The following is a 24963-nucleotide window of genomic DNA, read 5'->3' as shown; positions in this document are numbered from 1 at the left end:
ATGCGGACGAGCGGGCTCTTCGACCTTCAAGTCAATGGTTTCGCAGGCATAGACTTCAACAGCGAGACCATCGATGCCGATGCTCTCGATCATGCTCTCGAGGCGATGCTCGCCACCGGCGTCGCGACCTGCCTGCCGACCTTGATCACCGCGCCGGACGATGTGCTTGAGGCTCGCTTCGCAGCCTTGGACAGGGCTGTCGCGCAAAGCCGGCTCGGGCCGCTTATGGTGCCGGGCTATCACCTTGAGGGACCATTCCTCAATCCGGGCGACGGCTATGCCGGGTGCCATCCGCCGGGCGCCATGCGGGCGCCCGATCCAACCCTCATCGAGCGGCTGAACCGGATTTTGGCGCGCCCCATCCTGCTCGTCACGATCGCCCCCGAGCTTGCCGGTAGTGAGACTTTTATCCGTGCTGTGACTGCCGAGAGCGTCGTCGCCATCGGCCATTCGGCTGCGGGCTCTGCGACGGTCGCAGCGGCTGCCGACGCCGGGGCTCGGCTGTCGACGCATCTTGGCAATGGCCTGCCACAGGTTCTGCCGAAGCTCGACAATCCTCTGTTCGCGCAACTCGCCGAAGATCGCTTGTCGGCCAGTTTCATCGCCGACGGCATTCATTTGCCGCCGCACGCTCTCAAGACCCTGCTCAGGGCAAAGGGAAGTGACCGGGCAATCCTTGTGAGCGATGCGGTATCCGCTGCCGCCGCACCTCCCGGGCTTTACCCTTTCGCGGGAATGATGGTCGAGCATGCATCGGATGGTTCCGTGCGCCTGCCCGGAAGCGCATACCTCGCCGGTTCGGCGCTTGTCCTCGATCGGGCTGTTCGCAATCTCGTCGGCTGGGGCCTCGCCACGGCCGGCGAAGCCGTGTCCATGGCATCCGACAATCCGCGCCGCCTGATGGCGACGGCGATTGCGGCTTTGGCTGCGGATCTTCCGGACAGTGAAATCCTTTGGTCTGATGATTTATATCCCCTTGCTGTCAGGGTCGGAGACATCGAGCGGCGTTACGCATGAAACAGGAGGTCCCTAGACCATGACGTTTGATCTCGTTCTGAGGGGCGGCCGCGTCATCGACCCATCGCAGTCCATCGACCTGGTAACAGATGTCGCCTTCACGGGTGGCCGCGTAGCGGCTATAAGCGACGGTCTCGCCGCGGATGCCCGGGTCGTCGAGGATGTCGCCGGGCTTATTGTCACGCCGGGCCTGATCGACTTGCATACCCATGTTTATTGGGGCGGAACGTCGCTTGGCGTGGACCCGCTCATCCTCGCGCGTGGCGGATGCACCACTCTTGCCGATACCGGCAGCGCCGGGCCAGGCAATTATCGAGGGTTCCTGGAGCATGTCATCCGTCCGTCGCCGGTGCGGATCCTCGCTTACCTCAACGTTTCCTTTGCCGGCATCTACGGCTTCTCGAAGCGCATCATGGTGGGAGAGAGCGGCGATCTGAGGCTCATGGCGCCTCTCGATGCCGTGGAGGTTGCTCTCGCGCATCGGGACACGCTCGTCGGCATCAAGGTGCGGGTCGGCTTCAACGCGTCCGGCAATTCCGGTCTCGTGCCGCTCGACATCGCCCGCCAGGTCGCGGATCGGGTCGGTATGCCCATGATGGTGCATATCGATGTGCCGCCTCCAACACTGCCGGAGGTGCTGGCACGCATGCGGCCGGGCGACATTCTCACTCATTGCTTCCGGCCTTTCCCGAATACGCCGGCGACATCCGATGGGAAGGTGCACCCGGCCGTGACCGAGGCACGTGAGCGTGGCATCATCTTCGACATCGGCCACGGCATGGGATCGTTCTCGTTCGACACGGCGCGCGTCATGCTCGCCAACGGATTTCTCCCGGACTGCATCTCGAGCGATGTGCATGCCCTTTGCATCGACGGCCCGGCCGTCGACCTCCTCACCACCATGTCGAAGTTCCTCTGCCTGGGCGTGCCCCTCTCCGAAGTGATCCGTGCCGCGACCGAGCGCCCGGCTGACGCCATGCGGCGCCCCGATCTTGGCACGTTCAAGCCCGGCAGTGCAGGAGATGCCACCCTGCTGGCGCTCGAGGAGGGCCAGTTCGCCTACAGGGATTCCACGAATGCCGAGCTGCTCGGACGCCAGCGCCTCGCTTCGCGGGGCGTGGTGATCGGCGGGGCGATGTGGCACCGAGCTTGACGCGGTGATTGCATTTCGTGGCTCGACGTCCATCGAGCAGAAACGATGCCAAAGGCACGCGCGGGAGAAGCGGCGTCACATGCAAGATTGCGAATGTCCGATATGGACTTCGTTCTTCTGCCATTCTGGGAGATCCGGATTTCGGTGGTAGTAGTCGCCAAGGAATCGATTGTGTAATGCCTCTGAATGGCTAGTTAATCTATACTGGAAGTTTTCTAAGGTAAGAAAACATCATAATTAGAATAATTAAAAACTTGAAATCTCTAGATCAGAGTTAGTTTTTAATCGTGACATCTTCGGGTCGCTCTGTTACGCAGCCGCAGACGCGAGATAGAACGATTTGATGGACGACGCTTCCCTCAACTGGTCCCTCAAGGACGACATTCGTGAATACTGGAGCAAACGCTCGGAAACGTTTGATCTCTCGCCTGGCCACGAGATCTTCAACGATGAGGAGCGCGAGGGCTGGCATGCATTGTTTCGACGGCACCTCGGTGATGGAGCGGGCAGACCCGTTCTCGATCTTGCCAGTGGCACGGGTGTCATCTCGCATCTGCTGAACGATCTCGGTTTTCGCGTCACGGGCCTCGACTTTTCGGACGCCATGTTGGCTCGGGCCCGCGCCAAGGCAGATCAGCGCAAGGCAAACATCCGCTTCATCGCCGGCGACGCCGAGCAGACCCTGGAGCCGGATGCGGCCTATGACGCAGTGGTCACCCGTCACCTGGTCTGGACGCTCGTCAATCCGCCGGAGGCTTTCGCCGAATGGTTTCGCGTCCTCAAGCCGGGCGGAGCTCTCCTCATCGTCGATGCCGATACCGGTGCGCCGAGAACATTGAAGGCGCGTGCTCTGCGTTCTGCCGCCAGGCTGCTGGCCAAGTTGTCGCCGCCGGCGCCGCGCCCCGGAATGGATATGGAAACGCACAACCGCATCCTGAAACAGGTGTACTTTTCGGACGGCGCCCGCCCTGACCGGATCATTGAGCTTCTCCGGGCGTGCGGCTTCCAGGATGTGACCGTCGACCGGGATTTGTCCGCCGTTCATCGCGGCCAATGGCGCAACATGCCTCTGCGCCAGCAACTCGAACGGGCAAGCCAGGATCGTTACGCGATCCGAGCCCGCAAACCCTGAAGCTCCCGCCGGCTTCGGGACTTCATTCAACCAGGGGCCTTGAACCCCTTGCTTGAGGATATGACGCAGATGCCACACATATTCCTGACGCGGCTGGTGCAGCGCATGGCATTAGCCATGACACTCGTGTTGCTGACATTGGGATTGATCGCTCCCGGCCACGCCGCCGATACGATGATCAAGGTGACAGACCTCGCGGGCCGTACGGTGACGGTGAAGAAGGGTGTCCAGCGCGCGATCCTCGGCGAGGGCCGCCTGTTCTATGCGACAGTGTTGCTCAACAAGGAAAAGCCGTTCGCGCAGCTAGCCGCCATCGGTGACGATCTGCCGAAGTTCGATCCGGATACCTGGAACCAGTATCTCGCGAATGTCCCGGACGCGAAGAACGCGACGCTCGTGAGCGCACTGGCATCGAGCGATTTCAGCGTCGAGAAGGCAGTTGCGCTTGATGCCGACCTCATCGTCCTGTCGCTTGGCTTCTACGACAAGGCGAAGGAGACCGGCATCCTCGATAATCTCGAGAAGGCCGGCATTCCGACGATCTTCATCGACTTCCGCGAGCGGCCCACTCAGAACGCGGTTCCGAGCATCCTCCTCCTGGGCCGCGTCTTCGACCGGCAGGATCAGGCGCAGGAATTCGTCGATTACTACACCCAGCAGATGCGGCGCATCTACAACGTGACGAACCGGTTGAAGCAGAACGAGCGGCCGCTCGTTTTCGCCGAGCAGGCTGCGGGCCTTGAGCCGGATACCTGCTGCCGGTCGTTCGGCAACTTCAATTTCGGCGAGTTCGTCTCGGAAGCCGGCGGCCTGAACTGGGGCTCGAAATTCTTCTCGGGCGCCAGCGGCATGGTCAACCCGGAGAAGATCATCGTCGAGGATCCGGCCTATCTCCTGATGACCGGCGCGAACTGGTCGAAGTCCAATCCCGGCAACAAGGCAGTCTGGCTCGGTTACGAGACGCAGCCTGAACGGGCTCAGGAGCAGCTCCGCGGTCTCGTGCAGCGTCCCGGCTTCGCCGAGCTCTCCGCCGTGAAGAACAAGAAGGTGATGGCGATCTATCACCAATTCTATCAGAGCCCCTACCACTTCGTCGCCATCCAAGCGCTCGCAAAGTGGATGCATCCGGACAAGTTCAAGGATCTCGATCCTCAGGCGACATATCAGGAGCTGCATCAGAAGTTCCTGCCCATTCCGCTGACCGGACTCTTCTGGACCGAACTCAAGTGACGCCTTCGGCGCGGGCCAATTGAGGCTCGCGCCTCTTTCACGAAGGGAATTCTATGTCCGACTTGAGTTTGAGCACCGGCGCGGGAGCGCGGTATCATCGCCGGACGCTGCAAAGATTGGGCTACGTCGCAGGCGCGGTCCTTCTTCTCGCGCTTGCTCTGGTTATCGACGTATCCGTTGGCCCAGGCAATTTCTCGCTAAGAGAGGTGACGGGAACCATCCTCGATCCCGGCTCCTATGGCAGCAAGCTCGATGTGGTCGTGTGGAACGTGCGCCTGCCCGTGGCGATCATGGCCGTGCTCGTCGGTGCCATGCTGGGCATCGCCGGAGCGCAGATGCAGACCATTCTCAACAATCCCCTGGCCGACCCCTTCACCCTCGGCATCTCGTCGGCCGCAAGTTTCGGGGCGGCTCTCGCCATCGCGCTCGGCATCAGCTTCGTTCCCTTCGCAGGGCCTTTCCTCGTCACTGCGAATGCCTTTCTCTTTGCCCTCGCGACCTCCATTATTCTGTTTCTCTTCACCCGCATGCGCGGCGTCACGATCGAGACATTCGTGCTGGTGGGAATCGCGATGTTCTTCACCTTCAACGCGCTTCTCGCCTTCATCCAGTATCAATCGTCCGAGACGCAACTCCAACAGATCATTTTCTGGATGATGGGCAGCCTCGCCCGCGCCACCTGGACGAAGATTGCCGTCTGCCTCGGTCTCCTGGCGCTGGTCGTTCCGATCTGCATGAAGCGCAGCTGGATGCTGACCGCCCTGTCCATGGGAGACGAGCGCGCCTCGAGCCTGGGCGTTCCGGTGGCGCGTCTGCGGCTTGAGATGCTGGCCTGCATCTCCATTCTCGCTTCGACGGCCGTCGCCTTCGTGGGGACGATCGGGTTCATCGGCCTCGTCGGCCCTCACATCGCCCGCATGCTCGTCGGTGAAGACCAGCGCTATTTCCTCCCCGTCTCCGCGGCCTCCGGAGCGATCATCCTCTCGGTGGCGTCGACTCTGTCGAAGGGCATCACGCCCGGCGTGATCTATCCCATCGGGATCATTACGGCCCTCGTCGGCGTGCCATTCTTCCTCAGCCTGATCCTGTCCGTACGCCGGGAGAGCTGGCGATGAGCCTGACGATCAAGGGACTGAGCTTCGGCTATCGACATCTGCCCCTGTTCGAGGCGATCGAGGCGACGGATATTCGGCGCGGTGAGATCACCGCGATCGTCGGCCCGAACGGCGTCGGCAAATCGTCTCTCTTCCGCCTTGTCGCCGGGCTCCTGAAGCCGCAGGCGGGCGCGATCGTGCTGGACGACGTCGATCTGGGCGCGCTCAGCAGCAGCAAGCGACATGAAACCGTGTTCTTCCTGTCTCAGCATGTGGGGATGCGCGCAGCGCTCAGCATCTTCGACGTGGTGCTGCTGGCTCGCAAGAGCGGCCGGGGCGGGCGGGCATTGGGCTCCGACATCATGAGGGTCGAGGAGGTGCTCGATCAGCTCGGCATCGGCATGCTCTCCGACCGACCGGTGACGGATCTCTCGGGCGGACAGCAGCAACTCGTCGGCATGGCTCAGGCCCTCGTGCGCGACCCGCAGATCCTGCTGCTCGACGAGCCCACGAGCGCGCTCGACCTCAGGCGCCAGCTCGAGGTGATGGAACTGGTGCAGCGGGTCACGGAAAGCCGGGGCATCGTGACACTGGTCGCCCTGCACGATCTGGGTCTCGCCAGCCGCTTCGCCAAGCGCTTCATGCTGCTGGGCGATGGCCGGATCGCAGCCGACGGAGTGCCGCACGACGTTCTGTCCGGAGATGCCATCGAGGCCGCCTATGGTGTCGGTATCCACGTGGAGCGCGTGTCGACCGGTACGCTCATGGTGGACGCGTACCTGCGCCGAGCCTGAAGAGGGACCCGCTGCGCAGTCGGCATGGGGCTCAGCAATATCGTTTGACAATCATGGTGGCGCGCCGATGATCGCGTGCCATGAGCAACGATCCCAAATCTTCTCCCACCGGTTTGCGCCGTAATCTTGCCAGTCACGGCGATCCGGGCTTTTCCCTTTTCCTGCGCAAGGCCTTCATCAAGGCCGCCGGCTTCTCCGACGATGCGCTGGACCGCCCGATCGTCGGCATCACCAACACCTTCAGCGACTTCAATCCCTGCCACGGGAATGTGCCTCGCCTCATCGAGGCGGTGAAGCGTGGCGTGATGCTGGCAGGCGGGCTTCCGATGGAGTTTCCGACGATCTCCATTCATGAATCCTTCGCCAATCCCACCAGCATGTTCCTGCGCAATCTGATGGCCATCGATACGGAGGAAATGATCCGGGCCCAGCCCATGGATGCGGTCGTGCTGATCGGTGGCTGCGACAAGACCGTGCCGGCTCAGCTGATGGCGGCGGTCAGTGCCGATGTGCCGGCGATCCAGCTGATCACCGGGCCGATGCTTGTGGGCTATCATAAGGGTGAAATGCTCGGAGCCTGCACGGATTGTCGTCGCCTCTGGGGGCAGCACCGGGCCGGCGCCATGGATCAGGACGAGGTCGAGGTCGTCAGCGGGCGTCTTGCTCCGACCCAGGGCACCTGCATGGTGATGGGCACCGCAAGTACCATGGGCTGCCTCGTAGAGGCGCTCGGCATCGCTCTGCCGGGCTCAGGCTCGATCCCGGCAACCCATGCCGACCGGATCCGCGCGGCCGAGGCGAGCGGCCGGCAGGCGGTCAAGCTGGCAAAGGGCGGACCGCGGCCGAGCGAGTTGCTGACCGAGGCGGCCTTTCGCAACAGCATGGTGGTGCTGCAGGCCATCGGAGGCTCTACCAACGGCTTGGTTCATCTTGCCGCCATCGCACGCCGCAGCGGTATCAGGATCGACCTGGAGGAGTTCGACCGGATCGGGCGCCAGGTTCCCGTCCTTGTCGATCTGAAGCCCTCCGGTGCCAATTACATGGAGCATTTCCATTGGGCCGGCGGAGTTCCGCGCCTCCTGCAGGAGCTTCGGGATCATCTCGCTCTGGATGCTGCGACGGTCACGGGTGAGACCATCGGCGCCATTGCCGATCGTGCCGAGGATATCCCGGGGCAGACGATCATCCGAAGCCGGGCCAACCCCGTCAAAGCCACCGGCTCCATGGCGGTCCTGCGGGGCAACCTGGCTCCTTCGGGCGCCGTGATCAAGCACGCGGCGGCATCACCCGAATTGCTTCAGCATACCGGTCGGGCGGTCGTGTTCGATTCGGTCGAGGATCTCGTAACCCGGATCGACGATCCCGACCTCGACGTGGCCGCAGACGACATCCTGGTCCTGCGCAATGCCGGTCCGAAGGGAGCGCCCGGCATGCCGGAGGCCGGCTACCTGCCGATTCCGAAGAAGCTCGCCCAGGCGGGTGTGAAGGACATGGTGCGCATTTCCGATGCGCGCATGAGCGGCACTGCATTTGGAACGATCGTTCTCCATATTGCTCCAGAGTCCGCCACCGGCGGGCCTCTTGGCCTCGTCCAGAACGGCGACCTGATCCTATTGGATGTGAGCGAGCGCCGTCTCGAGCTTCTCGTCAGTGAGGACGAGCTGGAGCGTCGCGCGAGGGATTGGCGGCCGCCAGCTCATCTCTCCGAGGAAGTGCGCGGGTATCGCGGTCTCTATCTGAGGAGTGTGCTGCAGGCCGACGAGGGCTGCGATTTCGATTTCTGCTGACGGTTGATCCCCGCTCGCCCAAAGTGCGAGCGGAGCTTCGTTCGACCGACCTCGTCAGATGAGGCCGATGGAGATGGCCGGTATGAGTGCAATGGCCACGAGTCCGAGGACGAGTGCTCCGAGATAGAACCAGACCGTCTTCATCGCTGCGTCGGGATCGACCTTGCCGATGGAGCAGGCGATGTAGTGGCCGATACCCACGGGAGGTGCGAACAATCCGATATTCATGGCGACTACGACGACCATTGCATAGTGAACGGGGTGAATCCCCAGATCCTTCGCGATGGGGAACATCAGCGGAGCCAGCAGAACGATGGCCGGCAAGCCCTCCAGCAGGCACCCGAGCAGGAGGAAAGTGATGATCGTGACCGCCATGAAGACGATCCAGCCTCCCGGCAACTCCTTCATCACGACGGCAAGATATTGCGCGAAGCCGGTCTGCGTCAGCGCCCATGCAGCCGCAGAGGCGGTGCCGAGGATCAGCAGAATCGCTCCCGTCATCGCGGCGGTCTCGATGAGCATGCGGTACATGTCGCGCATCCTGATGCCGCCGTAGAGGACCATGCCCGCAATCGCCGCGTAGAGAACCGCAATCGTCGAGACCTCGGTCGCCGTCGCAACGCCCTCCGTCACCGCACCGCGCACGAGGAAGGGCAGGACGAGAGCGGGCGCCGCGAACAGCAACGCCTTGCCGATGATGTTCATCGGCGCACGGCGAACACCCTCCAGGCTCTCGGTGCGGGCCTTCCAGCGCGCTGCCACCGCAAGGATGATGAGCAGGAAAAGAGCGACGATGAAGCCGCTGGCGAACAGGGCCGCAATGGAGATGCCGGCCACAGAGCCGATCACGATGAGCACGATGCTGGGCGGGACCGTATCCGCCATGATGGCGCCCGTGCCGAGAAGCGCCACCATCTCCTCCGGCTTGTTGCCGCGCCGCTTCATCTCAGGAAACAGAGCCGGCGCGACAGTTGCCATGTCGGACACCTTCGAGCCAGATATGCCCGATACCAGATAGAGCGAGCCGAGCATCACATAGGACATGCCGGCGCGCACATGGCCGAGCAGCGAGCCGAGGAAATCGACGATGGCCTTGCCCATGCCGGTAGCATCGAGAATGCAGCCGAGAAGCACGAAGACTGGCACAGACAATAGGATCAGGCTCGACATGCCCTCGTCCATGCGTCCGACGATCACCGTCAGCGGCAGCTTGGTCGAGAAGAGCAGGAAGGCGAGGGCGCCCGAGCCGAAGCAGAAGCCGATCGGCACGCCGATCGCGAGGCAGACGGCGATCACGCCCACCAGCAGCACGAGGATGTTGGCCTTGCCGATCTGAGCGAAGACGGGCGTCATCAGCCACAGCACGGCCACGGCTGCGGCAACGATGGCGACGCTCACCACCATGTCCCTGACGCTCGTCTCGCGCAGGAACTTCGCCACGAGCGCAATGAGCATCAGCACAATGCCGAGTGGGATGCCGGCAATACGCCAAGCCATGGAGATCTCCAGGCCCGGCGAAACGACATCGCCTTCGAAGTAGGTGTGCTCAATCGCTGCTGGCAGTAAGGCGCCGAGGAACGCAGCCATGATCATGAGACCTGTTGCCTCGAGAAGCCGCCGCGCCCGCGGCCGCACGGCATTCAGCACTATGGCAAGTCGCATGTGCTCGTTGCGGTCGATGGCGATCACGGAGCCGAACATCACGATCCAGAGGAACATGAATGACGCAATCTCGTCGGAAGCAGTGATCGGCGAACCGAGCACATAGCGCCAGAACACGCTGGCCAGAATGAGACCGATCAGGCCAACAAGGAGCACTGCCGAGATCGCCTCGATCGGGCGTATCAGGAAGCCGAGGTGCGAGCGGTGCGACATGCTGGGCTCGTCCACGCCGGCCGCAGAGGTCGGCGCGTGGGAGTCGAGAGTGGAGAGATTGGGAGTGAGGGCATCGACCATAGGCTGCTTCCTTCGTGCCGGAGCGCATCCCGCCGGTGCCGCAGCCCATTTTGCAGGCCACGGCTTCGTTAGGGCTTTTCACTGGGCTCGGCCCGAGCCAGACGGCAACCCGGACCCATGGATTGAGTGCGAGTGTTCAGGCCAGCTTGCCGACCGATTCCTCGAGCAGGCCCCAGGCCTCGTCGCCGAACTTCCCGCGCCATTCCTTGTAGAAGCCGGCCTCCGAGAGCCTGGTGCGGAACGGGGACGGATCGACGTCGTTGAAGGTCATCCCGGCCGCGGCGAGATCCTTGCGCAGGGCGATGTTCTGCTGCGCGACATCCTCACGCTCTGCGAGACAGGCATTGTTGAGGATTTTGGAGACGGTCTCCTGCAGGTTCGCCGGCACTTGGCTCCAAGCGCGGCGGTTGATCAGGAACCACCAGCCGTCCCACATATGGTTGGTGACCGAAGCATATTTCTGCACTTCGTTGAGTTTCGCGGCCGCGATGATCGCGGGCGGATTCTCCTGGCCATCGACGACCTTGGTCTGGAGTGCAGTGTAGACTTCCGCGAAGTTCATTCCTGTCGGTGCCGCTCCGAGCGACTTGAACAGGGACAGCCACAGCGCGCTTACCGGCACCCGGATTTTCATTCCGCGCAAATCGTCGGGCTGCAGGATGGGCTTGGCGCTGTTCGTGATCATCCGGAAGCCGTTGTCCCAGATCTTGTCGAGCACCACGATGCCGCCCTTGTTGATCTGACTGCGCAGGTTGGCACCGAGCTTTCCGTCGAGCGCGTTCCACACGGCCGGATAGTCCTTGAAGGCGAAGCCGACACCTGAGATGGCAGCCGCCGGGATCAGCGTCGACAGAACGTTCACGCCGGAGTTCAGAAAGCATTCCAACGCGCCGGAGCGAAGCTGGGACAGCATGTCGGAATCGGCACCGAGCTGATTGTTGGGGAAGAGCTGAAGCTCGAACTGTCCGTTGGTCTCCATCTTCACCTGCTCGGCGGCCTTGGTAAGGTGAACATTGAGCGGGTGTGAGGCCGGCACGTTCGTGCCGATCTTGAAGGTGTATTCAGCGGCGTGGGCGTAGCGGATCGGCAGGGCAGCGGTGATGGCCGTGCCGCCGACAAGGGCAGCGAAGCTGCGGCGTGTGATGCTCTTGGACATGGGTTCCTCCTGGTTTTCTCTGTAAGGCTTTGCCGATCGGTACCGATCAGCCCGCGGGCGCGGCCTTCCCGCCGCGGAACATCAGGCCGGCGGCTCGGAAGCCTCCGTCGACATTCAGGGTGTGGCCGTGGATGTACCGGCTCTCATCGGAGCTGAGGAAGACCGCTGCATCGGCGATCTCCTCGGGCGTTCCGTAGCGCGTCATGGGGATCAGGTAGTTGTAGGCGGCGCGCGTCGCCTGGTCATGCGCGAACTTCGCCATCTCGGTCTCGATGGCGCCGGGTGCGATGTTGTTGACGTTGATGCCGAACTCCGCGAGTTCCACGGCCATGACCTTGGTTAGGAGCTCGAGACCGGCCTTGGCGGCACCATAGGCCCCACGGCCATGTCCGCCACGCTGGCCGGAAAGCGAGGCGATGTTGATGATCTTTCCGCTGCCGTGTTTCACCATCTCGCGGGCGCAGGCCTGAGCCACGAGGAAAGCGCCGGTCAAGTTGATCGCGATCGTCCGGTTCCACTCCTCGAGCTTAATGTCGAGGAAGGGAGTGTTGCCGCCGATGCCGGCATTGTTGACGAGGATGTGGATGCGGCCGTAGCGGGCAACGATCGCCTCGACCATCGCGTTGACGGAAGCCTCGTCGGCTACGTTCACCCCGAGCGCCAATCCGTCGGAGGCGCCGAGCGTGCCTAGCGCTTCCCGGGCGCCCTGTTCGTTGATGTCAGCGATGACCGGTATCGCGCCCTCCGCAGCCAATGCCTTTGTAACGGCAAGGCCGATACCGCGTGCACCGCCCGTCACCAGAGCGACTTTTCCCTGCAGTCTCATTCGTCCTCCTCGCGGGCTCTACCCGTCATTCATGGTCGTCACGATGCGCCGTCGCGCACCGCACAGAAGAAATCATCCCCGCCGACCTGTCCTCCCTTGAGCGCGATCTGCAAACCGTCGCGCGCAGGGTCGGTGGAATGGGCACGGCACAGGGGCGAGCCCGGTGCCACCGGAGCGATGGCGGTGAGCGCATCGATCCCCAGCATCGAGGCCGCATGGCTCGACGTGTCGCCGCCCGAAATGACGGCCCGCCGCAGCTTCGCTTCGCGCACCACGGTGTCGAGGGCGCGCCCGAGGCCTGAGCCGATCCGGTCGTTCACGCTTTCCGTCGAAACGCCCGCAGTCACGATCGCCTGCCGCAGGGCGGAAACAGCCGGATCGTCGGGACCGGTTGCCGTGAACACGAGCGGGTTGCTGCCGTCGGCGAGCACGCGCAGCGCCTCCTGCGTCACGCGCGCGATCTCCTTCTCCCAGGCAGCCTCGTCCACGGCGCTTGCCGCGTCGATGCGGATGCCGGTGAAGCCGTTTTTGACCGAGTAGGCGATCTGGCTTGCCGTAACCGGGGAAACCGAACCGGACACGCAGGCGATACGGTCGACGCCACCCACACGCGATGCGGATTTCTGCTTCGGCAGCAGCCCGCAGGAGCGCCAATAGGCCACGAGCGCGGCCTCAACCCCCTGCGAGCCGATGCTGAACACCTGCTCGCCACCGCGTTCCCAGACGAGACGGCCGGCTTCGAGCAACGTCTCCTCGTCGAGCACGTCGAGAGACACGACCTTCGCTCCGTCAGTGACAGCCGCCGCGAGGCGCGCATCGGCCTGCCCGTGCTTCATCGCGACGAAGTCGATGAGTCCTATCCCCTTGTTCGTCTGCTTCGCGAGGTGGAGACCGAGGTCGGACTCATCCATAGGCGTCACCGGATGCTTCGACATGGTCGGATGCCGGTCGAGCCGGTATCCCTTGCCCTGCGCCAGCGCGAAGAGGTGGCCGAAGCTCTGGAACCGACCCATGCCCGGGTCGGCGACGATCATCGGGATCCAGCCTTCGAACAGCTCTGCCGCGATGTCGGCGGCCCGTCCGATGGAGCCGATATGAGGAGCGGAATCGAAGGTCGAGCAAACCTTGTAATGCACGACCGGCGTGCCAAGCGTGCGCAGCAATCCGAAGAGCGGCGGCAGGTTCCGGTCCATCCATTCGGGATCGCGCGAGCGCGCCACCCCGGCAATGCCGATGCCGCGATAGGCACCGAAATCTCGCAGGCGTTCCGGCGTCGGCGGCGCAAGGAACAGCACGGTGTCGAGCCCGGCAAAGGCGAGCGCCTCCATCGCGGCCGACGATCCCGTGTAGTCGTCGCCGTAGAACGCGACGAGCGGCCCCGGCGGCAGTGGTCGAGACGGGCTCATGCGGCCATCTCCAGAGCGCGCCCAAGCTCGGGATGGGTTCGTGCATGCACTTCGAGCGGGATCCCGGCCATGGTTGCATCCCATGCCTCGCGCAACGCCCGGACCCCCGCTGCGGGTCCGTCCGGGTGAGCCATGATGCCGCCGCCGGCCGTCACGATGAGATCGGTGGAGTTCAGGCCCGCATAGGTTCCAGGAACCTGCCGCGCCGACTGGCCGGACGAGAAGACCGGCATCACGGTGCACGGCTTGTCGTCGAACATCGGCGTCAGGCAGGCTCGCGCCGAGGCGATCACGCTGTCGTCGTCCTCGGAGAACTTGTTCTGCAATCCGTTCACATGCATGTGGTCGGCGCCTGCCAGTCGCCACAGCTTCTGCCAGGCGACGTAGGACCAGCCGAGCAGCGGATGGCGGGTGAGATAGCCCCAGCCATTGCGGTGCGCGTGGATCGGCAGCTCGGTGAAGCGCCCGAGCTCGATCATGCCGGTAAGACCAACCGAGTTGAGGCTCGCCATGATGCATGTGCCGCCGAGATCGCGGACGAGGTCGTGGCGTCGCCGCATCTGATCGAACTCGCCGGTCAGGTTGAAGGCATACATCACCTTCTTGCCGGTCCGGTCTGCGTGATCGTTGATGACGCGCATCACGGCGCGGGCCCGTTCGTCGAAGGGGCAGTCGGGCCCGTCCGATTGCAGCTCGTCGTCCTTCACGAAGTCGATCCCGGCTTCGCAGAGCTGCTTGACCATCGCTGCGGTCGCTTCGGCACCGAGGCCCACGCTCGGCTTGATGATGGTGCCGATCAGCGGCCGGCCGTAAACGTCCGCGAGGCGGCGGGTGCCTTCGATCCCGAAGCGCGGGCCGGAATAGGCTTTCCCGAAGGCCTCGGGCAGGCGGATGTCGAGCAGGCGCAGGCCGCTTACGTCCTTCAGCTCGAACAGGTTGCCGGCGACGGTCGCAACGAGATTCGGCAGGGAGGGGCCGAGCGTCGCGAGCGGCCACGACAGGGTCATGAGCGCGCGGGTGATGCGCTCGCCGGGCTTCGGCGCCGACGCCGAGGGAAGTGAGCGATGAGGGACCTTCTCATCAAGGACCACGAGCCGGATCACGCGGGCGGCCGAGCGCTCCTTGAGTTCAGGAGTCTCGCCCGGAACTGCGACGAAGGTGCCGCTCGATTGCTCGCCGGCGATGATCTCCGCCGCACGCTCCGGGGCGATGGGTGTCTCGAGCAGGTAATCGGCTTCGATGCGGTCGGTCAGCATGGGCGTTCCTGATAGAAAATGCTTGATGTGCGGGTCGTGGGTCGGGCTTCAGGCCGCGCGGCAGCTGAGGCCGCCATCGACCGGCAGGCTGACCCCCGTGATGTAAGCGGCATCGTCGGATGCGAGGAACAGGGCGGCCTTGGCGATGTCCCAGGCCGTGCCCATCTTGCCGGTCGGGCAGGCGGCGTCGCGGGCTGCCACCATGGCCTCTGCATCGGAATACTGCCCGGAAATCTGCTGAAAGATCAGCGGCGTGTTCATCAGTCCAGGCATGATCGCATTCACGCGAATGCCGTCCCTGGCATATTGCAGGGCAAGACCCATGGTGAAGTTGTTCACCGCGGCCTTCGCGGCATAGTAGGCGGCATAAGGGTAGCCCGTGTAGCGGATCGCGGCGATCGAGGAGACGTTGACGATCGCGCCAGATTTCTGCGCCAGCATGTGGGGCAGCACATGCTTGCAGGTGATGAAGCAGCTCGTGACGTTGAGATCGAAGGTGCGCTGCCAAGCGGCCTCGTCCAGCTCGATCGGGCCGCCCATCGTGGCATAGCCGACATTGTTGTGCAGCACATCGATGCGACGGTGTTCTCGCACGACGTTCGCGACGAGATCGGACACGGCGGCAGAATCGGTGACGTCGCAGGAATAGGCCGAAGCGCGGCCACCCTCGCGGACGATGATACCTGCAGTCTCCTCGGCGGCGATCCTGTTGATGTCGACGCAGATGACGTCCGCACCGTTCTGAGCGAACAGCGCTGCCGTCGCCTTGCCGTTGCCCCAGCCGGGTCCGACGGAGCCTGCCCCGAAGACGATGGCAACTTTGTTCTTCAACCGATCGGTCATGGCGTAACTTCCGGTGAGACTGGCTCGATTTTCTTGATTGGGAGCGACCCTATATGCCTCATCCTAACGGCGACATTGCAAATCGGCGCAGGGTGGTGTGAGATTTTCTGACACCAGGGGATTCCCGAGACAGATTCCATGCCGCTGCCACGCCTCCCCTTGAACGCCCTTCGCGCCTTTGAGACGACGGTGAGGTTGGGCAGCATGTCGGCCGCGGCCGTCGAGCTCGGCGTCACGCACGGCGCCGTCAGCCGGCACATCCGGGAACTGGAGGCGCAATTCGGCGTGCCGCTGCTGGTTCGACTGCCGAAATCCGTCGCGCCGACGCCGGCCGGATCCCAGCTTGCCGTCAATCTCGCGCAGGCCTTCGAGCTCATGCATCAAGGCGTGTCGCGGCTCGCTCCCGGACCCCTGACGCTGTCCTGCTCGGCCACCATCGCGATGAATTGGCTCATCCCACGACTGAGGATGTTCAAGCGCGACAATCCCTCCATCGAGGTGCGCCTCAACATCAATTACGGCGAATTGGATTTCGTTCGTGACGAGGTCAGCCTAGCCATTCGCTCGACCAAGTTCCGAGCGCCGGAGGGGGTAACCATCAAGCCGCTGCTGCTCGAGGAAATCGGGCCCATCTGCCATCCCGACTATGCCGCAAGGATGGAACTGAACAAGCCGGAAGACCTGATGCTGGCGCAGATTCTCGGCACAGCGACCCGCCCTGCCGCCTGGTCCGAATGGCTGGCTTCGATCGCGCGGTCGGACATTGAACTTCGCACTCATGAAAGCTACGAGCATTTCTATCTGCTGATCCAGGCTGCCTCTTACGGACTTGGCATGGCGCTCGCGCCGCGAATTCTCGTGGCGGACGAGATCGAGCGCGGGCATCTGGTCGCGCCCTTCGGCTTCGTCCCAGGCCCGCACGAGCTGAATCTCTGGATCGCGCCGCATGTGCGCTCGCGCGATGATGTAAGGCGCCTGTCCAGCTGGATTCAAGCCGAAATGGCTCTTCAGGACCCGGCGCGGAGATCGTAGGAGACGAGGGCCTCGCAAGCATAGGAACTGAAGGCAGTTCCGCATATGCAGGAGTGAGTGAGCGCGTCCTTCGCATTCTATCGCAATGCGGACATTACTTCACTCGATTAACCTTATCGCCGCTGTCGAGAAAAGCCTGCGCATTGGCCGCCCCGGACAACCCTGTGTTGTCTTAATTCCCTTCAATCTCGTTCCGTAGAATCTCGGCATAAAGAGGCTCCGAATCGGAATCCGTCGCCGGGAGGCCGATGCCGACCACCATTGGCGGCTGATCTGGGAGGGGCGGGAGAGCGCGCGCGATAACGGCAGCGCCGGGCGTCGCCATTCCGATCGTCATGGCATATCCCTTGGATCGGATGGCCGCTACTGCCTCTAAGACCTCATCGGTGTTGACCCTCGACTCGCTCGGCTCTCGTTCTGAGTTGATGCGGCGGATGATCGCTCGAACCTCGGAATCGGATTTAAGGCTGAGCAGCATCTGGCCGACGGCCGTCGAATGGATCGGTCGCAATGAGCCTGGCTTCATGTAGAACCGAATGGGGTTCGTTGCCTGGATCACCTGGATATAGAGGACATCGATGCCGTTCTGGACGCCCAGCACGATCGTATGCCCGGTCGCTTGAGAGACCTTCTCCATGATGTGCAGGGGGCTGATCCCGTCCGCAGCCTCGTCCAGCAGCCACCTTCCGACCGTCGCGATTCTCAGCGTCGGGTGGAATGTCCGCGCCTGCTTGTCATAGGTCAGATAGCCGAGTTGAACCAAGCTGTGCAGCAGCATGGATGTGGAGGATTGAGGATAGCCGAGGGCCTTGCAGACGTCGTTGATATTCGATCTCGTGCGACGTTCGGCAAAGAACTCGAAGATCTCCATCACCCGCTGGGCAGATTTGACGACCCGGTTCATGGACCCCATCGACAAGCGTTACAGGCCGGCCGAATCGGCGCGCTGCAGGATATCCTGTACCATCCTGACGGTTGCGGCGTCGACCATCTCCCCATCCATCGCGATGGCTCCCAAACCGTCCTTCTCGGCCTGCGCGTAGACCTCGACCATCCGCCGTGCTTTGGCGACGGCCGCCGGATCGGGAGTGAATACAGAAAGAGCGGGCTCGATCTGCGCAGGGTGGATCGCCCACTTGCCAACGAACCCGAGCAGGAGACCGCGCCGGCACTCTTCGCTATAGGTCTCGGCATCCCGGAAATCGGGAAAAGGACCGTCGATCGCATCGATCTTGGCGGCGCGCGCCGCAACGGCGATCTTCCATCGACCGTAGTGCCAAGCATCGCCTGGATAGCCGCTCTTGCCTGCAATGACCTTCGGGTCGATTCCCTGCGATGCCGAGTAGTCCCCCATCCCAAAGATCAAGGCTTCGAGACGTGGTGTCGAGAAGGCGATTTCCTCGACATTCAGCATGCCCTCGACCTCTTCGATCAGGACCTCGATGCCTATGCGGCGTTCGATCTTCAGCTTCTTCTCTATCTGAGAAAGGAGGGTGTCGACAAAGAGAACATCGGAGGCCGAGCGCGCCTTCGGCAGCATGATCGTGTCAAGATGCTCATGCGCCTCCTCAACCACCGAGATGATATCTTCATAGGCCCATTGCGTGGTCAGATCGTTGATCCGCACGCATCGCGTCTTGCCGGTCCAGTCAAGCGACTTCAGTGCATCGATGATCTTCCGGCGGCTGGCTACCTTCTCTTTAGGAGCTACCGCATCCTCGAGATCGAGGAAGACATGATCCGCCTTGCTGCCTGCCGCCTTGGACATCATCTTTTCGCTCGATCCAGGCACGGCCAGCTGCACGCGGCGGCTTCTCCGAGAACGTTGGAAGATCATATTGATTTCCTTCTATCTGATGATGTTACGTGAGCGCAGATCGCCGATAGTGTCACGCGCATATCCAAGCGCCGTCAGAAGCTCGTCGGTATGCTCTCCGAGAAGCGGGGCGCGATGGCGAACACTCCCGGGCGTGCGGGAAAGCTTCACGGGAACGCCAGTGATCGTGACAGGTGCCTTCGAGCCCGGCTGCTCTACATCGACGAGCATCTCTCGGGTTCGAAAATGCTCGTCGTCAAAAATTTCCGTCACGTCATAAACCGGTGAGAATGGTACATGGCCTCCGAACAGGGACATCAATTCCTGTTTGGTCCTGACCGACGTGAAAGCTTCGAGAAGATCGTAGACCTCGTCGCGAATCTCGAGCCGCGCGGCATTCGTAGCATAGCGCGGGTCTTCAGCAAGCTCCGGCCGTTCGATGACGCGGCAGAGCTCTCGCCAGAATTCCGGCTGAGGTGCTCCGAGAGCGATCCAGCCATCCGCAGCGGGAAAAAGGCCGAAGGGGCAAAGCAGGGGGTGCCGGTTGCCCTCCGGCTGTGGCGTGGATCCTGCAAAGCTGTGCTGATGAACGATCCGTTCGCAGATTGCCATGATGCTGTCGACCATGCTGACATCGACGAACTGGCCTCTGCCCGATCGTTGTGCCTCGATCAGCGCCGAAAGAATTCCGAACCCTGTCAGCACCGCCGGAATTAGATCACCGACGCCTGGACCGACTTTGAGCGGAGTGTCCTTTTGTCCTGTTATCCCTATCATTCCCCCCATCGCCTGGGCGACGACGTCGAAGGCCGGCCAATCCACGTAAGGGCTTTGCCCGGAGCGTGGATCGCCGAACCCGCGAATGGCCGCATAGACGAGGCGCGGGTTGCGTTCGGAAAGGGTTTCGTAGGAGAAGCCGAGGCGGTCCATGACACCGGGGCGGAAATTCTCGACGACGACATCGGCGCCGTCGATCAGCTGCAGGAGCATTTCCCTGCCTTCCGGCGACTTCAAGTCGATGGCGATGCTGCGCTTGTTCCTGTTCACGCTCCCGTAGTAGCCACCGTAGCTGCGCAGCTGATCGTCACTTCGGTAGGGGCCCAGATGACGCGTGCTGTCTCCCTGCAACGGCTCGACCTTGACGACATCGGCGCCATGATCCGCCAACAGTTGGGTGCAGAAGGGTCCTGCAAGAACTTGCGTCATGTCGATGACACGCAATCCTCTGAGGGCACCCATCGAGGTTTCCCGATTCTGGTCCAATGATGCAGCCGCCATCAGTTGTCTCTCGCTGGACGCCGGGCAATCAGCACGGTTCGTTCAAGTTCGCATACGATTTCATCGCGCTGGTTGATGCCGAAGTGACGGAAAGTCACGACGCCAGCGTTCGACTCTTCCGATTCCGAACAGGACAGAACCTGAGTGGCGCTGTATAGAGTATCGCCCTCGACAACCGGCACTTTAAGGCGAAGTTTATCGAGGCCGAGTTCGGCGATGGCGTTCTCGCTCGTGTCTTGACTTGCGAGACCAACGACGATGGAGGCCGTAATGCCGCCGAAGGCGACGCGTACGCCGAATTTCGTTGCGGACATGGCGTGGCTGTTGAAATGGCCCTGGGCCGAGTTCATGACGAGGTGGGCCAATTGGACGACTTCGAACTCTCCGACGGTCTTGCCGCGCATGTGGCGCATGAGCGTTCCCGGCTCGAAATCTTCGAAGTATGTATTTCTGGATGTCATACCGTCGTTGGTCATGCGGCTGCTCGCCCAAGAAGGTGATCAGATATGATTTTCATTTGAATCTCGGAAGTTCCTTCGAAGATTTTGGTGAGCCGCGCGTCGCGCCAGTGTCGTTCCACTGCGTAGTGGGTCGTGTATCCGGCACCGCCATGGATCTGCAGAGCCTCGCTCGTAACGCGCTCGGCCATCTCGCTGGCGAAGAACTTCACCATCGACGCTTCGAGGTCACACCGCTCGCCGGTATCGATCTTGCGGCAGACGGAGTACATGAGCTGCCGGGCCGCCTCGATCTGGGTGGCCATTTCGGCGATCTTGAAGCGAATCGCCTGGAATTCTCCGATCGGACGCCCAAACTGAATGCGTTCCTTCGCGTATCGGATCGCGTCCTCAAGGCCTGCCCGCGCCAGCCCGATAGAGCGTGCTGCCGTATGTGCCCGCGCAGTTTCGAGACTATGAGTGGCGAGATAGAAACCGCGCCCCTCTGCGCCTACCATATTGGCGGCAGGTACCCGGCATCGATCGAAGGCAAGCTCCCAGGTTTTCCAGCCGAAATAGCCGATCTTGGGGATCGGGGCTCCTGCAACCCCGGCCGGCAGCTTGCCCCGTTCCTTCTCGACCAGGAAAGCGGAAATGCCCTGATGCGGCTTGGTATCGGGCCTCTTGGGCTCGGTGCGGGCCAGAACAAGGATGGCATCCGCACCGTCGGCGAACGTGCACCAGTATTTATTCCCGGTGATGAGCCAATCGTCTCCGTCGCGCTCAGCCCGGCAGGAAAGGCCCGAAATGTCTGAACCGGTCCCGGGCTCCGACATCGAGAAGGCGCATAGCATCTCTCCGGCTGCCATTCTCGGCAGATACCGTGCCTTCTGCTCGTCCGAGAAAAGGCCATATCCCATCATGGGCCGGATGATGCTCGATACGCTCATCCAGGCACGGGCCAACTCCTCGGTCACGAGGCAATACTCGAGAACTCCCAGTCCAAGGCCGCCATATTCCTGAGGGATAGTGATCCCGAAGAAGCCCATCTCCGCGAGCTTGCGGCGCAGATCGGCCGGGATGTCTCGCCGCTCAGGATCGAGTTCGTTTGCAACGGGAAGCACTTCGTTCATCGCGAAGGTGCGCGCGGCGTCCTGGATCATGCGCTGCTCATCGGTCAGCGTGATGCTCATGCCGCGAATTCCTGTTTGATGACCAAGTTGGAGCGCTTGAAATCGACGACGCGTTCTCCGTCCTGGTTGAAGCCTTCCGTATGCCAGGTCGCAATGCCGTGCCTCTCGTCGCTGCGGGATTCGCGTAGGGACACGACGGTCGAGCGTGCAGTCAGGGTATCCTCCGGATAGACCGGCTTGTGGAAGGTCAATTCCTCGACACCCAGAAAAGCGCCTCCGCGCTCGCTCAGATCCTCGACGGAAAGGCCGAAAACGATCGAGAAGACCAGCATCGGCGCGACGACGATGTCGCGATGCCCAAGCATTTCGGCGTGGCGGCGATTGAAGTAGATAGGGTTGATCTGCAACGTGGAGGTCGAAAACAGGATATTGTCGGCGGAGCCGATCGTACGACCCCAGTGATGGTTGTATGTCTTGCCGATCTCGAAATCTTCGAATGTTCGGCCGCGCTGCCTCACGGAGGCGCCGAGGATCTCTTCTCTTGTGGGGGTCATGGCACGGTCTGATGCATGTTGCTTCGAATAGTCATTAGGCTTCCACGAGATCGAGCGTGTTTCCACTCATTCATCATACTGACGTTCATATTTCACATACATGATGTGCAGCGCACGTGAGATGATGCCCTATGCTGTCACGTCGTCGAACGCCCGATACATGTCTGATGGGCTGGCCAGATTCTTAAGCTCCATCGTCCGCTCGAAGAGATTCCGCGATCCCTCCTTACCGAGTACCGCTCGGGTGCATGTCTCGAATTTGTCCCATAGCATTTCATCCGAAGCAGGGTTCTTGGCATGCCCGCGTGCATGACGAACCGGGTCACTGCGAAGTGTTTCGCCATCACTCAGCTGAATCGAGACCCAGTCCGCCGGCGAGAAAAGGCTGTCTTCTGGATCGCGTCCGTCAAGCAGCTCGAGCGACACGTTGCGCATGAGAGCCTGAACGTCCTGCCGCATCACGAACTCGTCGCGAACTTCATCGATTGTCACACGTCCGGCAATGAGCGCCGCAGCAACGGCGAACTCCCCACTGAACCGCGCATCGACCTTCGTTGTCGGCTCATGGCATCGAAGTGGCGACGCCTGCGCCCTGCCGAGCGATGCCTTTACCGTCCGGATCCGTGTCGGATCGACCTTAGAGACTTCTCGCAAGTCCAAGGCCGCGTCGATGATCCGGTGAGCGGCGTAACAGATGGGATAGAGCTTGATGTTCAGCCCTTTTTCGACGATCGCCCAGTCGCTCCCGAGTTTTGTTTGCGGATCGACATTCACCCGTCCCTCCGGCGAGAAGGCTTTGAGGAAGCCGAGCCGGTGCTCCAGCGCATCTTCCGCTCCCGTGTAGCCGTTGGCTGCGAGCCTGGCCGCGCGGATGCCGCTTTCCGCGGCGTGGCCAGTCTGCAGAGGTTTCGTCATCGAGCCGAAATTGGCGACGAGACCGCTCGCGAAGGAAGCTGCTATCGCCAAGGCGTTGCGGGTCTGAATAGCATTGAGCCCGTAGAGCGACGCTGCACATGCCGCCGCGGCGAGCGTACCGAGCAGTCCTGTCGGGTGGAAACCTCGGGCGTGGTATTTGTCGGTATCGCGCTGCAGGAGTTCCGCCCAGATTTCATAGCCTGCCACATAGGCCGTCAAAAGATCCCTGCCGCTAGCCCCCATCTCTTCCCCGACGGCCAGCGCGACGGGAACCAGAACGGCGCTCGGATGCCCCTCCAGAGTCGCATCGTCGAAGTCGACAGCTTGCGCGGCGGTGCCGTTGATGAGGCCTGCCATTTCCACCGAACTCTGACCCTGGTCGAACAGAATTCTTGCAGGCCCATGCATGCCTCGCGCGATCGCCCGTAACCGTGTCACGGCTTCCTCGTCGCGTCCCAGAAACATTACAGCGATACAATCTGCGAACCCGCGCCCGACGATGGGATGGACATCGGACGGTATGTCCGTGAATGACAGGCCGCTCACGAATTCGGCAAGAGTTTGCGTCAATCCCGTCATTCGACCTCCGCCTTCAGGACATCCGACAAGATTAGTCGCTTTTCATCGGGTGTCTTCCTAGTGGGAGGTCGGGGATCAGCGATAACACATACGTGATATAGACGAGCGTAATGACGAGAATGCGGAGCTTTACTTTGACATTTTTCGCGGGCGTCTCGTACCTTTCCATCGTCATAATATGATTTCTCGAGCGGAGCCGCGGGAGGATCCGGTTGCACGACATCTGTCTCGCCATAGCCAGGACGCTGAGACAAGCGCCGCCTGTTCTCGCGGAGGATGCCGCCCGACAGAAAATGTGGGTTCTGCTTGTCGATACGCTCGGATGCCTTGTCAGTGGCCGCAGCCATCCCGCCCTCAGCAGAATTGCCGCCGCCTCCGATAGTTCGGGGCCCGCCCTCGCTCTCGGAACATGGCAGCGCCGGTCCACATATGATGCAGTGGTCGATTCCGGGTCTGCGATCCGCGCTCTCGACTACAATGATTTCTATTGGGGGCCTGGAATGGGCGGACATCCCAGCGATGTATTCGCCGCTGCACTTGTCGTTGCCGAGCGGCTCGACAGGTCGATGGCGGATATGTTGGAGGCCGCCGCTGTCGGGTACGAACTCTATATTCGGCTTCTCGATCTCATGGATGCCCGCGCGCCCTTCGATCACACGACCGCTGGCGGCTTCGCGTCGGCCGCAATTGCCGGGATCCTGCTTGGCCTCGACGACGATGCATTGGCGCACGCCCTGGCGATCGTGCTGGCGCGAGGGCCGGCACTTTCCGCGCTTCGTCAGGGGCAGATCGCGGAGATCAAGGCAGCGGCCGGCGCTCTGGCCTGCGCCGGTGGCGTCGCCGCCGCGCAGCTGGCCGCAGCAGGGCTGACAGGGCCGCGCGCCGCAATCGGAGGATCGAACGGCCTCGGCGCCGTGATCCGTCCGGACGCCACCTTGGACGGGCTGCTGCTGACCGACCATAGTGAACCGAAGCTGCTGGACGTGGCGATCAAGCGGTTTCCCTGCATTGGAACGGCGCAGGCCGCCGTCTTCGGTGCGATTGAACTGAATAGAATGGCCGATGGGCAGGACATCCGGAGCATCACCGTCCGCCTTGCAGACAATCCGGTCGTCAGTCATCAAACCGGCGATGCTTATCGCCGGCCGATGAATCGGGAGACGGCCGACCACTCATTCTACGCTCTGATCGCAATGGCCGCTGCCGATGGCGATCTGACTCTGGCACAGTTCGACAGCCGGCGATGGCTCGACCGCGATGTGCTTGCGATCATCGACCGCCTGGTACTGACTGCCGATCTTCCTGGTGCAACTGAAGGTCAGTTCGCAGCTCAGTATGAGGTCGATCTGTCCAATGGTACACGCCTGTCGTTCGAAGTTCCTTATGCTCCGGGCCATCCGAGAAGTCCTTTGACATTCGAGGGTGCGATGAAAAAGCTTCGAGATTGCGCTCCCTGCCTGTTGCGACCTGACGCAATTGACGGGCTGGAGGCTGCATTCGACGATATGATGAGGATGCCTGTCCGGAGCATGTTGAAGAGTCTCACGCCTGCGGGGTTGCTGCATTGAT

Annotated in this window: 22 protein-coding genes; 9 read left to right on the top strand and 13 right to left on the bottom strand. The window is 62.1% G+C overall.

Annotated elements, in window-relative coordinates:
- From JKL46_RS20930 to JKL46_RS20900, 7 genes are all read left to right on the top strand, one after another.
- On the top strand, positions 1-1017 hold the full coding sequence (locus JKL46_RS20930) for an N-acetylglucosamine-6-phosphate deacetylase (protein ID WP_201836896.1): 1017 nt from the start codon (positions 1-3) through the stop codon (positions 1015-1017).
- A 19-nt stretch (positions 1018-1036) separates the two neighbouring features.
- Complete coding sequence (locus JKL46_RS20925; protein ID WP_201836894.1) at positions 1037-2170, top strand: amidohydrolase/deacetylase family metallohydrolase; 1134 nt, start codon at positions 1037-1039, stop codon at positions 2168-2170.
- 343 nt (positions 2171-2513) lie between these two features.
- Positions 2514-3302 carry a class I SAM-dependent methyltransferase gene (locus JKL46_RS20920; protein WP_201836892.1) on the top strand — a complete coding sequence of 263 codons (789 nt, stop codon included), beginning with the start codon at positions 2514-2516 and terminating at the stop codon, positions 3300-3302.
- 69 nt (positions 3303-3371) lie between these two features.
- Positions 3372-4532, top strand: coding sequence for an ABC transporter substrate-binding protein (locus JKL46_RS20915; protein WP_201836890.1), 1161 nt, complete (start codon positions 3372-3374; stop codon positions 4530-4532).
- A 53-nt stretch (positions 4533-4585) separates the two neighbouring features.
- A complete protein-coding gene (locus tag JKL46_RS20910) occupies positions 4586-5647 on the top strand; it encodes a FecCD family ABC transporter permease (RefSeq protein ID WP_201836888.1) in 1062 nt (353 codons plus the stop codon).
- Positions 5644-6420 carry an ABC transporter ATP-binding protein gene (locus tag JKL46_RS20905; protein ID WP_201836886.1) on the top strand — a complete coding sequence of 259 codons (777 nt, stop codon included), beginning with the start codon at positions 5644-5646 and terminating at the stop codon, positions 6418-6420. Before JKL46_RS20910 ends, JKL46_RS20905 begins: the two co-directional genes overlap by 4 nt.
- An 80-nt stretch (positions 6421-6500) precedes the next feature.
- A complete protein-coding gene (locus JKL46_RS20900; RefSeq protein WP_201836884.1) occupies positions 6501-8207 on the top strand; it encodes an IlvD/Edd family dehydratase in 1707 nt (568 codons plus the stop codon).
- 54 nt (positions 8208-8261) lie between these two features.
- Here JKL46_RS20900 and JKL46_RS20895 read toward each other — a convergent pair whose 3' ends face one another.
- From JKL46_RS20895 to JKL46_RS20870, 6 genes are all read right to left on the bottom strand, one after another.
- On the bottom strand, positions 8262-10082 hold the full coding sequence (locus JKL46_RS20895) for a TRAP transporter large permease (protein ID WP_201836935.1): 1821 nt from the start codon (positions 10080-10082) through the stop codon (positions 8262-8264).
- Between the two features lie 217 nt (positions 10083-10299).
- On the bottom strand, positions 10300-11319 hold the full coding sequence (locus JKL46_RS20890) for a TRAP transporter substrate-binding protein (protein WP_201836882.1): 1020 nt from the start codon (positions 11317-11319) through the stop codon (positions 10300-10302).
- 46 nt (positions 11320-11365) lie between these two features.
- Positions 11366-12145 carry an SDR family NAD(P)-dependent oxidoreductase gene (locus JKL46_RS20885; RefSeq protein ID WP_201836880.1) on the bottom strand — a complete coding sequence of 260 codons (780 nt, stop codon included), beginning with the start codon at positions 12143-12145 and terminating at the stop codon, positions 11366-11368.
- A 38-nt stretch (positions 12146-12183) separates the two neighbouring features.
- Entirely contained in the window at positions 12184-13551 is a 1368-nt protein-coding gene (locus tag JKL46_RS20880) for a four-carbon acid sugar kinase family protein (protein ID WP_201836878.1), read from the bottom strand.
- Positions 13548-14807 carry a ribulose-bisphosphate carboxylase large subunit family protein gene (locus tag JKL46_RS20875; RefSeq protein ID WP_201836876.1) on the bottom strand — a complete coding sequence of 420 codons (1260 nt, stop codon included), beginning with the start codon at positions 14805-14807 and terminating at the stop codon, positions 13548-13550. The genes JKL46_RS20880 and JKL46_RS20875 overlap by 4 nt, the downstream gene beginning before the upstream one ends.
- Positions 14808-14855: 48 nt before the next feature.
- Complete coding sequence (locus JKL46_RS20870) at positions 14856-15650, bottom strand: SDR family NAD(P)-dependent oxidoreductase (RefSeq protein WP_201836874.1); 795 nt, start codon at positions 15648-15650, stop codon at positions 14856-14858.
- Between the two features lie 138 nt (positions 15651-15788).
- Between JKL46_RS20870 and JKL46_RS20865 the strand changes: the two genes are divergently transcribed.
- On the top strand, positions 15789-16682 hold the full coding sequence (locus JKL46_RS20865; protein WP_201836872.1) for a LysR substrate-binding domain-containing protein: 894 nt from the start codon (positions 15789-15791) through the stop codon (positions 16680-16682).
- A 172-nt stretch (positions 16683-16854) separates the two neighbouring features.
- On the opposite strand, the gene JKL46_RS20860 is transcribed toward JKL46_RS20865, so the two are convergent.
- The 7 genes from JKL46_RS20860 to JKL46_RS20830 all read right to left on the bottom strand — a co-directional run bounded on the left by JKL46_RS20860 (position 16855) and on the right by JKL46_RS20830 (position 23394).
- Complete coding sequence (locus JKL46_RS20860) at positions 16855-17586, bottom strand: IclR family transcriptional regulator (RefSeq protein ID WP_201836870.1); 732 nt, start codon at positions 17584-17586, stop codon at positions 16855-16857.
- 18 nt (positions 17587-17604) lie between these two features.
- Positions 17605-18519 (bottom strand): HpcH/HpaI aldolase/citrate lyase family protein, encoded by a 915-nt coding sequence (locus JKL46_RS20855; RefSeq protein ID WP_201836868.1) that lies wholly within the window; start codon positions 18517-18519, stop codon positions 17605-17607.
- Positions 18520-18531: 12 nt separating this feature from the next.
- A complete protein-coding gene (locus JKL46_RS20850; protein WP_201836866.1) occupies positions 18532-19737 on the bottom strand; it encodes a CaiB/BaiF CoA transferase family protein in 1206 nt (401 codons plus the stop codon).
- 38 nt (positions 19738-19775) lie between these two features.
- The gene (locus tag JKL46_RS20845; RefSeq protein ID WP_201836864.1) at positions 19776-20252 is read right to left on the bottom strand and encodes a MaoC family dehydratase; all 477 of its coding nucleotides are present in this window, start codon (positions 20250-20252) and stop codon (positions 19776-19778) included.
- Complete coding sequence (locus tag JKL46_RS20840) at positions 20249-21406, bottom strand: acyl-CoA dehydrogenase family protein (protein WP_201836856.1); 1158 nt, start codon at positions 21404-21406, stop codon at positions 20249-20251. The genes JKL46_RS20845 and JKL46_RS20840 overlap by 4 nt, the downstream gene beginning before the upstream one ends.
- Entirely contained in the window at positions 21403-21900 is a 498-nt protein-coding gene (locus JKL46_RS20835) for a MaoC family dehydratase (RefSeq protein ID WP_201836846.1), read from the bottom strand. Before JKL46_RS20835 ends, JKL46_RS20840 begins: the two co-directional genes overlap by 4 nt.
- A 129-nt stretch (positions 21901-22029) precedes the next feature.
- Entirely contained in the window at positions 22030-23394 is a 1365-nt protein-coding gene (locus JKL46_RS20830) for an MmgE/PrpD family protein (RefSeq protein ID WP_201836844.1), read from the bottom strand.
- Positions 23395-23606: 212 nt separating this feature from the next.
- On the opposite strand from JKL46_RS20830, the gene JKL46_RS20825 reads away from it, so the two are divergent.
- A complete protein-coding gene (locus JKL46_RS20825; RefSeq protein ID WP_281399914.1) occupies positions 23607-24962 on the top strand; it encodes an MmgE/PrpD family protein in 1356 nt (451 codons plus the stop codon).
- Position 24963: the final 1 nt, after the last annotated feature.

The sequence above is a fragment of the Microvirga zambiensis WSM3693 genome (genome assembly GCF_016735695.1).
Lineage (GTDB): Bacteria > Pseudomonadota > Alphaproteobacteria > Rhizobiales > Beijerinckiaceae > Microvirga > Microvirga zambiensis.
Note: the sequence above shows the minus strand (reverse complement) of the source record. Positions and strands in the feature narration are given on the sequence as shown.

What these genes read in the sequence shown, in the direction of transcription:
- JKL46_RS20845 (WP_201836864.1), bottom strand. Translation starts at nt 20,252, where the DNA reads ATGACCAACGACGGTATGACATCCAGAAATACATACTTCGAAGATTTC.
- JKL46_RS20915 (WP_201836890.1), top strand. Translation starts at nt 3,372, where the DNA reads ATGCCACACATATTCCTGACGCGGCTGGTGCAGCGCATGGCATTAGCC.
- JKL46_RS20890 (WP_201836882.1), bottom strand. Translation starts at nt 11,319, where the DNA reads ATGTCCAAGAGCATCACACGCCGCAGCTTCGCTGCCCTTGTCGGCGGC.
- JKL46_RS20885 (WP_201836880.1), bottom strand. Translation starts at nt 12,145, where the DNA reads ATGAGACTGCAGGGAAAAGTCGCTCTGGTGACGGGCGGTGCACGCGGT.
- JKL46_RS20905 (WP_201836886.1), top strand. Translation starts at nt 5,644, where the DNA reads ATGAGCCTGACGATCAAGGGACTGAGCTTCGGCTATCGACATCTGCCC.
- JKL46_RS20850 (WP_201836866.1), bottom strand. Translation starts at nt 19,737, where the DNA reads ATGGGTGCCCTCAGAGGATTGCGTGTCATCGACATGACGCAAGTTCTT.
- JKL46_RS20920 (WP_201836892.1), top strand. Translation starts at nt 2,514, where the DNA reads ATGGACGACGCTTCCCTCAACTGGTCCCTCAAGGACGACATTCGTGAA.
- JKL46_RS20840 (WP_201836856.1), bottom strand. Translation starts at nt 21,406, where the DNA reads ATGAGCATCACGCTGACCGATGAGCAGCGCATGATCCAGGACGCCGCG.
- JKL46_RS20875 (WP_201836876.1), bottom strand. Translation starts at nt 14,807, where the DNA reads ATGCTGACCGACCGCATCGAAGCCGATTACCTGCTCGAGACACCCATC.
- JKL46_RS20895 (WP_201836935.1), bottom strand. Translation starts at nt 10,082, where the DNA reads ATGTCGCACCGCTCGCACCTCGGCTTCCTGATACGCCCGATCGAGGCG.
- JKL46_RS20880 (WP_201836878.1), bottom strand. Translation starts at nt 13,551, where the DNA reads ATGAGCCCGTCTCGACCACTGCCGCCGGGGCCGCTCGTCGCGTTCTAC.
- JKL46_RS20910 (WP_201836888.1), top strand. Translation starts at nt 4,586, where the DNA reads ATGTCCGACTTGAGTTTGAGCACCGGCGCGGGAGCGCGGTATCATCGC.
- JKL46_RS20930 (WP_201836896.1), top strand. Translation starts at nt 1, where the DNA reads ATGCGGACGAGCGGGCTCTTCGACCTTCAAGTCAATGGTTTCGCAGGC.
- JKL46_RS20925 (WP_201836894.1), top strand. Translation starts at nt 1,037, where the DNA reads ATGACGTTTGATCTCGTTCTGAGGGGCGGCCGCGTCATCGACCCATCG.
- JKL46_RS20870 (WP_201836874.1), bottom strand. Translation starts at nt 15,650, where the DNA reads ATGACCGATCGGTTGAAGAACAAAGTTGCCATCGTCTTCGGGGCAGGC.
- JKL46_RS20835 (WP_201836846.1), bottom strand. Translation starts at nt 21,900, where the DNA reads ATGACCCCCACAAGAGAAGAGATCCTCGGCGCCTCCGTGAGGCAGCGC.
- JKL46_RS20900 (WP_201836884.1), top strand. Translation starts at nt 6,501, where the DNA reads ATGAGCAACGATCCCAAATCTTCTCCCACCGGTTTGCGCCGTAATCTT.
- JKL46_RS20855 (WP_201836868.1), bottom strand. Translation starts at nt 18,519, where the DNA reads ATGATCTTCCAACGTTCTCGGAGAAGCCGCCGCGTGCAGCTGGCCGTG.
- JKL46_RS20865 (WP_201836872.1), top strand. Translation starts at nt 15,789, where the DNA reads ATGCCGCTGCCACGCCTCCCCTTGAACGCCCTTCGCGCCTTTGAGACG.
- JKL46_RS20860 (WP_201836870.1), bottom strand. Translation starts at nt 17,586, where the DNA reads ATGAACCGGGTCGTCAAATCTGCCCAGCGGGTGATGGAGATCTTCGAG.
- JKL46_RS20830 (WP_201836844.1), bottom strand. Translation starts at nt 23,394, where the DNA reads ATGACGGGATTGACGCAAACTCTTGCCGAATTCGTGAGCGGCCTGTCA.